Here is a 13,553-nt window from a genome sequence, read left to right on the forward strand (position 1 = left end):
TATGTTTTTAGTCGACTCACACTGCCATCTCGATGGCCTGGATTATCAATCCCTGCATAAAGACGTGGACGACGTGCTGGCAAAAGCCGCCGCCCGCGATGTGAAATTTTGCCTTGCGGTGGCTACCACGCTGCCGGGCTATCGCACCATGCGTGAGCTGGTGGGCGTTCGCCCTAATGTGGTCTTTTCCTGTGGCGTGCATCCGCTCAATCAGGATGAAGCATACGACGTTGAGGAGTTACGTCGTCTGGCGGCCGAAGAGGGCGTGGTAGCGATGGGGGAAACCGGGCTGGACTATTACTACACGCCGGAGACCATGGCGCGTCAGCAGGAGTCCTTCCGCCATCACATTCGCATTGGCCGTGAGCTTAACAAACCGGTTATCGTTCATACCCGCGATGCCCGCGCCGATACCCTGGCGATCCTCAGGGAAGAAAACGTGACGGATTGCGGTGGCGTACTACACTGTTTCACAGAAGACAGAGAAACGGCGGGAAAACTGCTTGATTTAGGGTTTTATATCTCGTTTTCCGGGATCGTGACGTTCCGTAACGCTGAGCAGCTTCGCGATGCTGCGCGTTATGTTCCGCTCGATCGTATTCTGGTGGAAACAGACTCTCCTTATCTGGCTCCGGTACCGCATCGCGGTAAAGAAAACCAGCCAGCAATGACGAGAGACGTGGCTGAATACATGGCCGTTCTGAAGGGCGTCAGTATCGAAGAGCTGGCCCGCGTCACGACGGAAAACTTCTCTACACTGTTCCATATTGACCCCGCCCGCCTGCAATCTGTTTGATACACCTGTTTTTTTTAGGCTCGTAATTAATAGTTAAAACGAGTAAAGTTCACCGCCTCATTTGGGGCGGTGATGGTGTTTTTAGACACATCCAGAAATGCTTTTTGTAAATAACTGAAAGTTTTTCGACCGTCTTAAGCTGAAACGTGATAGCCGTCAAACAAACTCAGAGGGAATTATTTTACTCTGTGTAATAAATAAAGGGCGCTTAGATGTCCTGTCCACGGCACGGTACTCCCCCCGGGCCAATGCGTGAAAGCGTAAAAAAAGCACAAATACTCAGGAGCACTCTCAATTATGTTTAAGAATGCATTTGCTAACCTGCAAAAGGTCGGTAAATCGCTGATGCTGCCAGTATCCGTACTGCCTATCGCAGGTATCCTGCTGGGTGTCGGTTCTGCAAACTTCAGCTGGCTGCCAGCCGTAGTGTCCCACGTAATGGCCGAAGCAGGCGGTTCTGTCTTTGCTAACATGCCGCTGATCTTCGCTATCGGTGTTGCTCTGGGCTTCACCAATAACGACGGCGTTTCTGCGCTGGCTTCTGTGGTTGCCTACGGCATCATGGTGAAAACCATGGCTGTGGTTGCACCGCTGGTTCTGCATTTACCTGCTGAAGAGATCGCAGCGAAACACCTGGCGGATACCGGTGTTCTGGGCGGTATCATCTCCGGTGCGATTGCAGCGTATATGTTTAACCGCTTCTATCGCATCAAGCTGCCTGAGTATCTGGGCTTCTTCGCGGGCAAGCGTTTCGTTCCGATCATCTCTGGTCTGGCAGCGATTTTCACGGGTGTGATCCTGTCCTTCATCTGGCCACCTATCGGTACGGCAATCCAGACCTTCTCTCAGTGGGCTGCTTATCAGAACCCGGTAGTGGCGTTTGGTATCTACGGCTTCATCGAGCGTTGCCTGGTGCCATTTGGTCTGCACCACATCTGGAACGTTCCATTCCAGATGCAGATTGGTGAATTCACCAACGCAGCAGGTCAGGTGTTCCACGGTGATATCCCACGTTACATGGCGGGTGACCCAACTGCAGGTAAACTGTCTGGTGGCTTCCTGTTCAAAATGTATGGTCTGCCAGCCGCGGCAATTGCAATCTGGCACTCTGCTAAACCAGAGAACCGTGCAAAAGTGGGCGGTATCATGATCTCCGCAGCGCTGACCTCGTTCCTGACCGGTATCACCGAGCCGATCGAGTTCTCCTTCATGTTCGTTGCGCCGATCCTGTACGTTATCCACGCGATTCTGGCGGGTCTGGCGTTCCCAATCTGTATCCTGCTGGGTATGCGTGACGGTACGTCCTTCTCACACGGCCTGATCGACTTCATCGTTCTGTCCGGTAACAGCAGCAAACTGTGGCTGTTCCCAATCGTGGGTGCGTGCTACGCCGTTGTTTACTACACCATCTTCCGCGTGCTGATCAAAGCACTGGACCTGAAAACGCCAGGTCGTGAAGATGCAACAGAAGACAGCAAAGCAGGCGCGACCAGCGAGATGGCTCCGGCACTGGTTGCAGCATTCGGCGGTAAAGAGAACATCACTAACCTGGACGCGTGTATCACTCGTCTGCGTGTGAGCGTTGCCGATGTTGCGAAAGTAGACCAGCCGGGTCTGAAAAAACTGGGCGCAGCGGGTGTGGTTGTTGCAGGTTCTGGTGTTCAGGCAATCTTCGGTACCAAATCCGATAACCTGAAAACCGAAATGGATGAATACATCCGCAACAGCTAAGCTGTGACCTGGGGAGACTAAGGCAGCCGAATGGCTGCCTTTTTTATGCCTGCAGTTTTGTTATGCCGGGTAGCGGCTGAACATTCAGAAGTCGTAGCTCGCGCTTACAGAGACGTTCAGCGGCGCGCCATATACCACATAAGAGCCGACGTAGTCGTAATACTCTTTGTCGAACAGGTTGTTGACGTTAGCCTGGACAGCAAAATCTTTAGTAACCTGATACCGGCTGAACAGGTTAACCAGCGCGTAGCTGCCTTGTTCTGCCCGTGATCGGCCTGCCGGGCCGCCATCTACATCGTTCCAGACTTTATTCTGCCAGTTCACTCCGCCGCCCACTGCCAGTGCAGGTAGCATGGGCAGTTGATAACGGGTAAAGAGCTTCATTGTGGTACGAGGCTGATCGGAACTTACCGCGTTGCCGCGCTTGTCTTCAGCAATGTAGCGGGTTGCGCCGAAGGTCAGCTGCCAGTTATCGGTCAGGGCGCCGTTTAGCTCGAACTCGATCCCTTTACTGACGACCCCATCCAGAGATTCATAAATTGACTCGCCGCTGGGCATGTAGGTGTAGGTATTATTCGCCACATTATCCTGCTCAATGCGGAAGAGGGCGAGCGAGGTGGTCAGGCGGGTACTAAACCAGTCTGCTTTCACCCCGGCTTCATAGCTTTTCCCCGTTGTCGGGTCCAGGTAGCGGCCGCTGGCGTCACGTTTGTCCTGAGGCTGGAAGATGGAGGTATAGCTGACGTAGGTTGACCAGTCTTCATTGATATCATAAACAAAGCCCGCATATGGCGTTACATCATCCTTACTGCTTTCCAGGCGGGTGTCCGGGGAGCCCGCCGGGTTATAGCGAATGTTGTAATGGGTATAACGCGCACCGAGGATCAGAGATAGCGGATCGGCAAGCGAGAAGCGGGCTGAGGTATAGGCTGAAGACTGGCGGATATCATCCTGACTGTAAAGCTTCCAGGGGGTCCACTGCGGATCGGCGATATTCCCGTTCCAGTTTTTGAAGTTACCCACGTCAACCATGCCGTACAGCGCGTCCGGCATGGTGTTGTCATAGTGGTTACGCTGGCGGCTGAAGCTACCGCCAAACATCATCTCATGCTGGCGACCGAAAAGATCGAAACCGCCGCGCAGGAAGGCATCCACCGCATCCTGCTTACGTTCACCGCGGTTCCAGCCGCCATATCCGACCATACCCGCACCGGTCTCTTTATCCGGGTAGCCGGACATATACATCAGTTTGCTGTCGAAGTTGGTGTCGGCATGCATGCCGTTGATGTGGGCTTCCCAGCCGTTGTCGAAGCGTTGGGTGAGGTTGGCGAAAATACGGGTGTTGTCTTTATCTGAATAAGCCCAGTCTGGTGCAACGGTCTGGCTGCGGTTGTAATGGGTTTTGCTGCCATCGCTGTACCAGGTTGGCAGGCCGCCCCAGGTTGGGTTATCGGTATCGCTTTCCTGATATTCATAGCCCACAGACAGGGTGGTGCTGTCAGTCACGTCCGCATCGACCACGCCATAGAGGAACTTTTTGCGGTAGTGGTAGTTATCAACAAAACTGTCGTTGTCCTGATAACCCGTAATAAGACGACCGCGCACGTTACCCGACTCTACCAGCGGAGCCTGCAGATCCAGCACGTAGCGTTGTTTGTCCCAGCTACCGTAACTGGCGGAGACATTGCCTTTAAATTCATTGCTGTCTGCATGCTTACGTACCATGTTGACGTAGGCGGCGGGATTTCCCGTGCCGGACATCAGGCCGGTTGCGCCGCGTACCACTTCAATACGATCGTAAATGGCGGTATCGGCGGCGGTGTCGCCAAAGTTCCATACTTCGCTGATGGAGGTTGGCAGATCATCATACGCATAGTTACTGACAAAGAAGCCGCGCGAGTAAAATACCGTCCGGTCGCTGTCCTGTACCTGCGCGGTGACGCCGGTGGTGTTAGTTAACACCTGACCGAGGGATTGCAGATTCTGATCTGCCATACGCTGCTGGCTAATGACGCTGACGGACTGCGGAATATCGCGGGGAACCAGTAACAGTTTCGTCCCCGTGGTGGTGGTCTTAACGCTGTAGTCCGTATCCTGACTGCTGGACGGGTCCTGTGCGTTATCAAAACCGCCCTCGACAACCACGGTATCTTCGGTCGCTGAGGCGGCGAAACTGACGGCTGGCATCAATGCCATAGCAATACAGGCAGCCAGCAACGAAGGCGTGGCGGCTGGCTGCGGTTGCCCATCCCTGGTGTGATAAATGAAAGACATCATCAAACCCTTAATGAATGGTGAAAGGTGAGTGCGACAGTCCCGCGAGTGCGGGCTGACGTCGTTTTCTATGTTAAAAATGCGCATGAAAATGCAAATGCGAAATATACGCATTGTGATTAGCACTGTAAACAGATGTGTCAAAAGGAAATGAAATTATGTTTCAGGTGGTGAAGCGTCGAGAGCGGTTACTCTTCAGTCAGCTGAAACGCTTTCAGGAAAGAAATCCGGGGAGAAGGTTGAAAGGACAGGAGAAAGTCGCTCATACTCTTCCATTGTGCCACACACTCATGCAGAGATTGTGTTAATAGCGGACGCACCACGCCAGATTAAACTACAAAGGAACAGGTCATGGCTGAAGAAACCATTTTCAGTAAAATTATCCGCCGCGAAATCCCTTCGGATATCGTTTATCAGGATGAGCTGGTGACGGCTTTCAGAGATATTTCTCCTCAGGCTCCGACTCATATCCTTATCATTCCAAATATTCTGATTCCCACCGTCAATGACGTAAAAGCCGAGCATGAAGTGGCGTTAGGCCGTATGCTGACGGTAGCCGCGAAAATCGCCGAGCAGGAGGGGATTGCTGAAGACGGTTACCGCTTGATCATGAACTGTAATCGCCATGGTGGTCAGGAAGTTTATCATATTCATATGCATCTTCTGGGTGGGCGTCCTCTGGGACCGATGCTGTCACATAAAGGTCTTTGACATGTTAAAAGGGCGTATTGCAGCGCTGGCAATGACATTGGTAATGGTGGGATGCAGCACGCGCCCGGCCATTCCCGTCAGTGATGAACAGACGCTGGTGATGGAGTCCTCGGTACTTGCCGCGGGCATCACCGCAGAACAACCTACGTTGACCATCAGTGAAATTAAATCTTCTGCGTCCTCTACGCTCTTTAACGAAAGACACGAACCGGTGACGGTGCACTACCGTTTCTTCTGGTATGACGTACGGGGTCTTGAAATGCACCCGCTGGAAGCGCCGCGCAGCGTGACCATTCCGGCAGGATCGTCGGTAACGCTCTATGGTAGCGCCAACTATCTGGGTGCGCATAAGGTGAGACTTTATCTTTATCTGTAAGAGGTGAACCTTGATTAAAAATATGAGCCGTTATGCGCTCGTGACAGCTTTTGCACTGTTCCTTGCAGGATGTGTGACGCGAACCGAACAGCCTGCGCCGGTGGACGAGGCAAAACCGGGTACGGAGCAGCCGACACAGCCAACGCAACCGCAGCCAACCGTGCCGTCTGTACCGACGATCCCGTCGCAGCCTGGCCCGATTGAACATCCGGACCAGACCTCCCAGCCAACGCCGCGCGTGCGTCATTATGACTGGAACGGTGCGATGCAGCCGATGGTGGGCAAAATGCTGCAGGCGCAGGGCGTAACGGCAGGCAGCGTACTGCTGGTGGATAGCGTAAATAACCGGACTAACGGTTCACTCAATGCCGGGGAAGCGACAGAAACCCTGCGCAATGCACTGGCCAATAACGGCAAGTTTACGCTGGTTTCCGCACAGCAGCTGGCAGTAGCCAAACAGCAGCTTGGTCTGTCGCCACAGGACAGCCTCGGTACGCGCAGTAAGGCGATGGGGATTGCCCGTAACGTTGGTGCGCAGTATGTGCTGTACTCTAATGCCACCGGTAACGTGAATACGCCAGCCCTGCAGATGCAGCTGATGCTGGTTCAGACAGGCGAGATTATCTGGTCAGGTAAAGGTGCGGTTACGCAACTCTGACTGCACGCGTGAAGCGATCCTCACGCGTTATTTTCCGCAGTATCGTCTTATCGCGCCGCAGGCCCACTCCGGGCTTGGCGGCGCGAGTTGCATTCTGGAACAGGGCGAGCAGCGTCTGGTGTTGCGTCATCACCACGATCCCTTAGCCCCCGTTTCCCATTTTCGCCGTCAGTTTCGTGCCCTGAAGCGTCTACCGGCTGATCTCGTGCCAGCCCCGCGCTTTTTCAGACAGGGCTGGATGGCGGTAGAGTATCTGGCAGGGGAGATCCGGCATACGCTGCCCGACAGCGCAACGCTTGCGACGACGCTCTGTCAGTTGCACCATCAGCCGTGTCTGGGGTGGCGAGTCACGCTGCTCCCTTTGCTGGAACAATACTGGCAGCGAGCCTCACCGGACAGACGTACCCCACGGTGGCTTGCGCAGCTTAAACGGTTACGCAGTGCGGGAGAGCCTCAGCCGCTTCGGCTGTCGCCATTACACATGGATGTTCATGCCGGAAATATTGTGCATACGTCCACCGGCATCAGGCTTATCGACTGGGAGTATGCCGGCGATGGGGATGTGGCACTGGAGCTGGCGGCCGTCTGGGTGGAAGATGATACAGCGCGCCAAAGACTGATCGGCGATTACGCCCGCATTGCGCATCTGGACGCGGGACAGCTGGCGCGTCAGGTCAGACGCTGGCGACCCTGGGTCGTCATGCTGATGGCGGGCTGGTTTGAAATGCGTTTTCAGCAGTCCGGCGAGAAACAATTTATTGCGCTGGCAGATGATGCCTGGCGCCAGTTACACATTAAAGGATAAGAGAGGTTGCTGTGGGTCCAGTCATGTTGGATGTAGAAGGGTTTGAACTGGATGCGGAGGAGCGTGAAATTCTGGCGCACCCGCTGGTGGGGGGGCTCATCCTGTTTACCCGCAACTATCACGATCCGGCGCAGTTGCGTGAGCTGGTTCGCCAGATCCGCGCGGCGTCGCGTAATCATCTGGTCGTGGCCGTCGATCAGGAAGGCGGGCGCGTGCAGCGTTTCCGTGAGGGCTTCACCCGTCTGCCCGCGGCCCAGTCTTTCGCGGCGCTGCTCGGCACCGAAGAGGGCGGAAATCTGGCCCAGGAGGCCGGCTGGCTGATGGCCAGCGAGATGATTGCCATGGATATCGACATCAGTTTTGCCCCGGTGCTGGACGTAGGGCATATCAGTGCGGCAATTGGCGAGCGCTCTTACCATAGCGATCCCCGTATTGCACTGGAGATGGCCACCCGCTTTATCGACGGCATGCACGATGCAGGAATGAAAACCACCGGTAAACACTTCCCGGGGCACGGCGCCGTGACGGCGGATTCGCATAAAGAGACTCCGCGTGATCCGCGCCCGGAGGCGGAAATTCGTGCCAAAGATATGTCGGTGTTCCGCTCGCTGATTAGCGATAACAAGCTGGATGCCATTATGCCTGCGCATGTGATTTACAGTGACGTCGACCCGCGCCCGGCGAGCGGTTCTCCGCACTGGTTAAAAAACGTGCTGCGTCAGGAGCTCGGTTTCAACGGCGTGATCTTCTCCGACGATTTGTCGATGGAAGGGGCGGCGATCATGGGCAGCTACGCGGAGCGTGGGCAGGCGTCGCTCGACGCAGGTTGCGATATGATCCTCGTCTGCAATAATCGTAAAGGCGCAGTCAGCGTGCTGGATAACCTGTCGCCGATCAATGCAGAGCGTGTTACACATTTGTATCATAAAGGTTCATTTAGCCGTCAGGAGCTGATGGATTCGGCACGCTGGAAAGCGGTTAACGCCCGGCTTGAAGCACTGAATGAGCGCTGGCAGGCACATAAAGCCAGCCTGTAAATCCTCCCGGAAGGCGTAGCGTGGTGAGAAGACGATGATCATCTATTTACACGGTTTTGACTCAAACAGTCCTGGTAATCATGAGAAGGTACTGCAACTGCAGTTTATCGATCCGGATGTACGGCTGATCAGCTACAGCACGCGCCATCCGAAACATGACATGCAGCATCTGCTCAAAGAAGTGGACAAGATGCTGCAGCTCAACATCGACGATCGCCCGCTGATTTGCGGCGTGGGGCTGGGTGGCTACTGGGCGGAGCGGATTGGATTCCTGTGCGATATTCGCCAGGTGGTATTCAATCCTAACCTGTTCCCGAACGAGAACATGGAAGGCAAGATTGACCGCCCAGAAGAGTATGTCGATATTGCCACCAAGTGCGTCAGCAATTTCCGTGAAAAGAACCGCGACCGCTGTCTGGTGATCCTTTCGCGTAATGATGAGGCTCTCAACAGCCACCGTGCGGCTGAGCTGTTGCATCACTACTATGAAATTGTCTGGGACGAAGAACAGACCCACAAGTTCAAGAACATCTCCCCGCATCTGCAGCGCATCAAAGCCTTCAAAACACTGGGCTAAGATACTGCATAAGATCTCCCAGGCCCGGCCGCGAAAGCGTGCCGGGCTTTCTTTTTTCACAGAATTGTCTACTTTTAAGCCACCAAAACTTGATGCACATCAATTTTGGTATGACCAATGCGCCTGACGTGGTATTCTCAATGCACCTGAATGGTTTCAGTGCTGTAACCTGTTGTTAATTAAGGGTTATTCTTATAACTTTTAATTAACAATTGGTTAATAATTTGAGGGGGTCACGTTGACTACGCCATTGAAAAAGATAGTGATTGTAGGCGGTGGTGCTGGCGGGCTGGAGCTGGCGACACAGTTGGGTAAGAAGCTGGGTCGCGGCAAAAAAGCCAAAATCACGCTGGTGGATCGTAACCACAGCCACCTGTGGAAACCGTTGCTGCACGAAGTGGCGACCGGTTCACTGGATGAGGGCGTTGACGCGCTGAGCTATCTGGCGCACGCACGTAACCACCATTTCCAGTTCCAGCTGGGTTCCGTGGTGGATATCAACCGTGAGAGCAAAACCATTACCCTGGCCGAGCTGCGTGACGAAAAAGGGGAGTTGCTGGTCCCGGAGCGCAAGCTTGCCTATGACACACTGGTCATGGCGCTGGGCAGTACCTCCAACGATTTCAACACCCCGGGTGTGAAAGAGCACTGCATTTTCCTGGATAACCCACACCAGGCGCGTCGTTTCCACCAGGAAATGCTGAACCTGTTCCTGAAGTACACCAATAACATGGGTGCGAATGGTAAGGTGAATATCGCCATTGTAGGCGGTGGCGCAACGGGCGTTGAACTCTCCGCTGAGCTGCACAATGCGGTAAAACAGCTGCACAGCTACGGGTACAAAGGGTTAACCAATGAAGCGCTGAACGTAACGCTGGTTGAGGCAGGTGAGCGTATTCTGCCTGCGCTGCCTCCGCGTATTTCTGGCGCGGCGCATAACGAACTGACCAAACTGGGCGTACGTGTTCTCACCCAGACGATGGTGACCAGCGCAGACGAAGGTGGCCTGCACACCAAGGATGGCGAGTACATCAAAGCGGATCTGATGGTCTGGGCGGCGGGTATCAAAGCACCTGATTTCATGAAAGACATTGGCGGGCTGGAAACCAACCGTATCAATCAGCTGGTGACCGAGCCGACGCTGCAAACCACGCGCGATCCAGAGATTTTCGCGATTGGTGACTGTGCGTCATGCGCGCGTCCAGAAGGCGGTTTCGTGCCTCCTCGCGCCCAGGCAGCGCATCAGATGGCAAGCCTGGTGCTGCACAATATTCTGGCACAGCGCAAAGGCAAGCCAATGAAGGCCTACGTCTACAAAGACCACGGCTCTCTGGTTTCGTTGTCAAACTTCTCAACCGTAGGCAGCCTGATGGGGAACCTGATGCGCGGCTCGATGATGGTAGAAGGGCGCATCGCACGCTTTGTCTATATCTCCCTGTACCGTATGCACCAGATTGCGCTGCACGGCTACTTCAAAACCGGCCTGATGATGCTGGTAGGGCGAATCAACCGCGTGATCCGTCCACGTCTGAAGCTGCACTAATTTTTCTCTCCCTCCGGGCCCTCCGGAGGGATTTTTTAGCATATCATGCTGCTCATCACAGATTGAGTGATTAAGAGTTCTCCTAAACGCCCAGTCACTCTCCTGAAAGCCACTTTTTTGAGCCTTTGTCTTATTGGCGAAGCGTAGCCTGCATTGCAAAATTGTTACCAATAGCAACAAAGGAGGAAGTCCCGTGAATAAATCAATGTTGGCGGGTATAGGGATTGGCGTCGCTGCTGCGTTAGGTGTGGCTGCCGTTGCCAGTCTCAACGTACTGAATCGCGGCCCACAGTATGCGCAGGTGGTTTCTGCAACCCCGATTAAAGAAACAGTTAAAACGCCTCGTCAGGAGTGCCGTAACGTCTCTGTCACCCATCGTCGTCCGGTTCAGGATGAAAACCGTATTGCCGGCTCTGTGCTGGGCGCGGTAGCAGGCGGGGTGATTGGTCACCAGTTTGGTGGCGGCCGTGGTAAAGATGTGGCAACCGTGGTCGGTGCGCTGGGTGGCGGCTATGCCGGTAACCAGGTGCAGGGCGCAATGCAGGATAACGATACGTACACCACGACACAGCAGCGCTGTAAAACCGTCTATGACAAGTCGGAAAAAATGCTGGGTTATGACGTGACGTACAAAATTGGTGACCAGCAGGGCAAAATCCGTATGGACAGAGACCCTGGCACACAAATTCCGCTGGATGGAAATGGCCAGCTGGTACTGAATAACAAAGCGTAAAAAAGATGTTCTCTGAACTTAGCTCCTCAAGCGCTCAGGCTGAGGAGCTTTTTTTTAGCCCTGCATTTTAAGCAGTTCAGGCCACAGTCGCAGGGTGGTCTCGGTGATATGCTGCAGTTTTTCCAGCGTCGCCCCTTCTCGGGCGCTAATCGACATCCCCTGTAAAATACAGCTCAGGTATTGTGCTAATTCCTGAGGGCGGCAATGCGCCGGAATTTCACCACGCTGCTGGCGCTGGGCCAGGAAGGTGCTGAGCGTCTCCTCCTGCATGGCATGACGCGATTTCACCGTGTTGGCGATCTCTTTCGAGGAGGCCGCAAGCGTCGCGGAGGTGTTAATCATAAAACAGCCCGCGGGCGTCTCTTTGCTGGTGAAGCAGGTGGCGATGGCGGTGAAATAGTCATGAAGTGCCTGCTCAACCGTTTTCTCTTCACAAAACAGCTGTGCTTCGTATCGCGATGCGAAGCGAGAGATGTATCGGTCCAGTACCGCCCTGAACAACCCCTCTTTATTCGTGAATTCCGCATACAGCGTCGGCGCTTTGGCTCCGGTGGCTTCTACCAGATCGGAAAGCGAAGTCGCTTCATACCCATGTTGCCAGAAGAGAGTCATGGCCTTATCAAGCGCTGCATCCCTGTCGAACACTTTTGGTCGGCCACGGCTTTTCTTCGCACAACTCGTGACATCGGTTGTCATTTGCCGTTGGTCCTCTGTTGGTTTGTTGAATAACCATTATAAAAATAAACGCATTTAACCACCAGTGCTGTTTTCTGAAAAATAAATTAATCATATGGGCATGAAAAATAACGGAATTAAAATTAATTTAATGGTCGTTATAAAAACATGTTGACGTGTGAGCTGGATCACATCTATCATTTACCTATCGATCGTTAACTAAATAGCTAACGACCTCAAAATTCATCTGCCAAAGGTAAAAATCATGAAAAACGTAAAAACCCTCATCGCCGCTGCTGTTCTTAGCTCACTCTCTTTCGCAAGCTTTGCTGCTGTGGAAGTCCAGTCAACGCCTGCTGACCAGCATAAAGTAGGGACCATCTCTGCCAGCGCCGGGACTAACCTGGGTTCACTGGAAGACCAGCTGGCGCAAAAAGCGGATGAGATGGGTGCGAAATCGTTCCGCATTACCTCTGTAACCGGTCCTAACACCCTTCACGGTACCGCTGTTATTTACAAATAAGCCTGGCTAAACCCTCATTTATGCCACTGCTAAAAAAACGCCCTGCATGTGCAGGGCGTTTTTGCGTTTGGGTTTACATCGACTGCTGGGCGACACCATGATGTCGTGTGACGTCAGTCGGCATGCCCGAACGTGCTTCCATTGCCCGCTCCATCACAATGCCATCCGTCCTTGCATCGGTTTTAAAACTCACCATCGCCGCATTCAGGTTGATTGGCAGCGTCTGAGGATCGTCATCAATGTTTTTCGATAAAGGCTGGTGAATTTCAACCAGTCGCACGCCGCCTGGCTCCTCAGAGACCTTGATCGGGGTATTAATGATGTTCACTTTGGTGCCCGGCGTAACCAGGTTGAAGAGCGTTTTGATATCGTCATCGCGCAGACGAATACAGCCGGAGCTGACGCGCATGCCAATACCAAAGTCCGCGTTCGTTCCATGTAACAGGTACACGCCGCCATAGGCCGCGAGGCGGATGGCATGGTGGCCCATTGGGTTATCCGGGCCGGCCGGTACAACGGCGGGCAGATCGATCCCCTGCGCTTTATAGCGGGCACGAATATTGGCCGTTGGCGTCCAGGTTGGGTTTGCACGCTTGTCTGATACGGTGGTAACCATCGTCGGGGTCAGCGTGTCGCCGCCCAACTGGCCAATACCAATAGGGTATACGGTCACCTCATTTTTACCGGGCGGGTAATAGTAAAGACGCAGTTCGGCAAGGTTTATCACGATCCCCTCGCGCGGCGCATCCGGCAAAATCGTCTGCAGCGGGATGGTTAACACGCTGCCAGCGCGCGGGACATAAGGGTCAACGCCGGGGTTGGCCTGCAGTAAGGCCAGAAAGCCGACGTTATATTTTTTGGCAATCGCCTCTAGCGATCCACCATTGTTTTCAACCACATGAAAACGGTTTTCCCCAACCACCTTACTGCCTGCAGGCGGGAGTGGCCAGGTGTTTGCGCGAGCGGGAAGTGCAACCGCGACCGTTGCGGCCAGCGCTAACACGGTTATCCAGCGAGTGAAACGCGAAGAGGTCATCATCACTATAATCCATATAAATGACAGGGTGATTGTTTTATAACGGTTAGTGATAATTATGGCGAAGGGGTCTGTCGG

Annotated in this window: 14 protein-coding genes; 11 read left to right on the forward strand and 3 right to left on the reverse strand. The window is 53.9% G+C overall.

Going from position 1 to position 13,553, the window contains the following annotated elements:
- The first annotated feature begins 1 nt into the window (after position 1).
- Positions 2–796, forward strand: a complete 795-nt coding sequence (locus ACOTZF_RS01480) for a metal-dependent hydrolase (protein ID WP_020689599.1) — start codon at positions 2–4, stop codon at positions 794–796.
- A gap of 297 nt (positions 797–1,093) precedes the next feature.
- Positions 1,094–2,527: a PTS glucose transporter subunit IIBC gene (ptsG, locus tag ACOTZF_RS01485; protein WP_013097113.1), complete on the forward strand. Its 1,434-nt coding sequence runs from the start codon at positions 1,094–1,096 to the stop codon at positions 2,525–2,527.
- A gap of 84 nt (positions 2,528–2,611) precedes the next feature.
- Here the strand turns inward: ptsG and fhuE are convergent, their stop codons facing one another.
- Positions 2,612–4,801: a ferric-rhodotorulic acid/ferric-coprogen receptor FhuE gene (fhuE, locus tag ACOTZF_RS01490; protein WP_038979814.1), complete on the reverse strand. Its 2,190-nt coding sequence runs from the start codon at positions 4,799–4,801 to the stop codon at positions 2,612–2,614.
- A gap of 351 nt (positions 4,802–5,152) precedes the next feature.
- Between fhuE and hinT the strand changes: the two genes are divergently transcribed.
- The 8 genes from hinT to ACOTZF_RS01530 all read left to right on the forward strand — a co-directional run bounded on the left by hinT (position 5,153) and on the right by ACOTZF_RS01530 (position 11,241).
- Positions 5,153–5,512, forward strand: coding sequence for a purine nucleoside phosphoramidase (gene hinT / locus ACOTZF_RS01495; RefSeq protein WP_013097111.1), 360 nt, complete (start codon positions 5,153–5,155; stop codon positions 5,510–5,512).
- Position 5,513: 1 nt separating this feature from the next.
- Positions 5,514–5,888, forward strand: a complete 375-nt coding sequence (locus tag ACOTZF_RS01500; protein WP_023621894.1) for a YcfL family protein — start codon at positions 5,514–5,516, stop codon at positions 5,886–5,888.
- Positions 5,889–5,898: 10 nt separating this feature from the next.
- Complete coding sequence (lpoB, locus tag ACOTZF_RS01505; protein WP_013097109.1) at positions 5,899–6,546, forward strand: penicillin-binding protein activator LpoB; 648 nt, start codon at positions 5,899–5,901, stop codon at positions 6,544–6,546.
- Positions 6,527–7,351: a thiamine kinase gene (thiK, locus tag ACOTZF_RS01510; RefSeq protein ID WP_038979817.1), complete on the forward strand. Its 825-nt coding sequence runs from the start codon at positions 6,527–6,529 to the stop codon at positions 7,349–7,351. Before lpoB ends, thiK begins: the two co-directional genes overlap by 20 nt.
- A gap of 11 nt (positions 7,352–7,362) precedes the next feature.
- The gene (gene nagZ, locus ACOTZF_RS01515; protein WP_038979819.1) at positions 7,363–8,388 is read left to right on the forward strand and encodes a beta-N-acetylhexosaminidase; all 1,026 of its coding nucleotides are present in this window, start codon (positions 7,363–7,365) and stop codon (positions 8,386–8,388) included.
- Between the two features lie 34 nt (positions 8,389–8,422).
- Positions 8,423–8,965, forward strand: coding sequence for an alpha/beta hydrolase YcfP (ycfP, locus tag ACOTZF_RS01520; protein WP_013097106.1), 543 nt, complete (start codon positions 8,423–8,425; stop codon positions 8,963–8,965).
- 238 nt (positions 8,966–9,203) lie between these two features.
- The gene (locus ACOTZF_RS01525) at positions 9,204–10,508 is read left to right on the forward strand and encodes an NAD(P)/FAD-dependent oxidoreductase (RefSeq protein ID WP_013097105.1); all 1,305 of its coding nucleotides are present in this window, start codon (positions 9,204–9,206) and stop codon (positions 10,506–10,508) included.
- A gap of 193 nt (positions 10,509–10,701) precedes the next feature.
- Positions 10,702–11,241, forward strand: a complete 540-nt coding sequence (locus tag ACOTZF_RS01530; protein ID WP_013097104.1) for a glycine zipper 2TM domain-containing protein — start codon at positions 10,702–10,704, stop codon at positions 11,239–11,241.
- A 54-nt stretch (positions 11,242–11,295) separates the two neighbouring features.
- Here the strand turns inward: ACOTZF_RS01530 and ACOTZF_RS01535 are convergent, their stop codons facing one another.
- Positions 11,296–11,937 (reverse strand): TetR/AcrR family transcriptional regulator, encoded by a 642-nt coding sequence (locus tag ACOTZF_RS01535; protein ID WP_038979824.1) that lies wholly within the window; start codon positions 11,935–11,937, stop codon positions 11,296–11,298.
- Positions 11,938–12,181: 244 nt separating this feature from the next.
- Between ACOTZF_RS01535 and bhsA the strand changes: the two genes are divergently transcribed.
- A complete protein-coding gene (gene bhsA / locus ACOTZF_RS01540) occupies positions 12,182–12,439 on the forward strand; it encodes a multiple stress resistance protein BhsA (protein ID WP_013097102.1) in 258 nt (85 codons plus the stop codon).
- Between the two features lie 73 nt (positions 12,440–12,512).
- On the opposite strand, the gene ldtC is transcribed toward bhsA, so the two are convergent.
- On the reverse strand, positions 12,513–13,478 hold the full coding sequence (gene ldtC / locus ACOTZF_RS01545) for a L,D-transpeptidase LdtC (protein ID WP_020689587.1): 966 nt from the start codon (positions 13,476–13,478) through the stop codon (positions 12,513–12,515).
- Positions 13,479–13,553: the final 75 nt, after the last annotated feature.

It is taken from the genome of Enterobacter cloacae complex sp. SHL021 (assembly GCF_049237765.1).
Taxonomy (GTDB): domain Bacteria; phylum Pseudomonadota; class Gammaproteobacteria; order Enterobacterales; family Enterobacteriaceae; genus Enterobacter; species Enterobacter cloacae.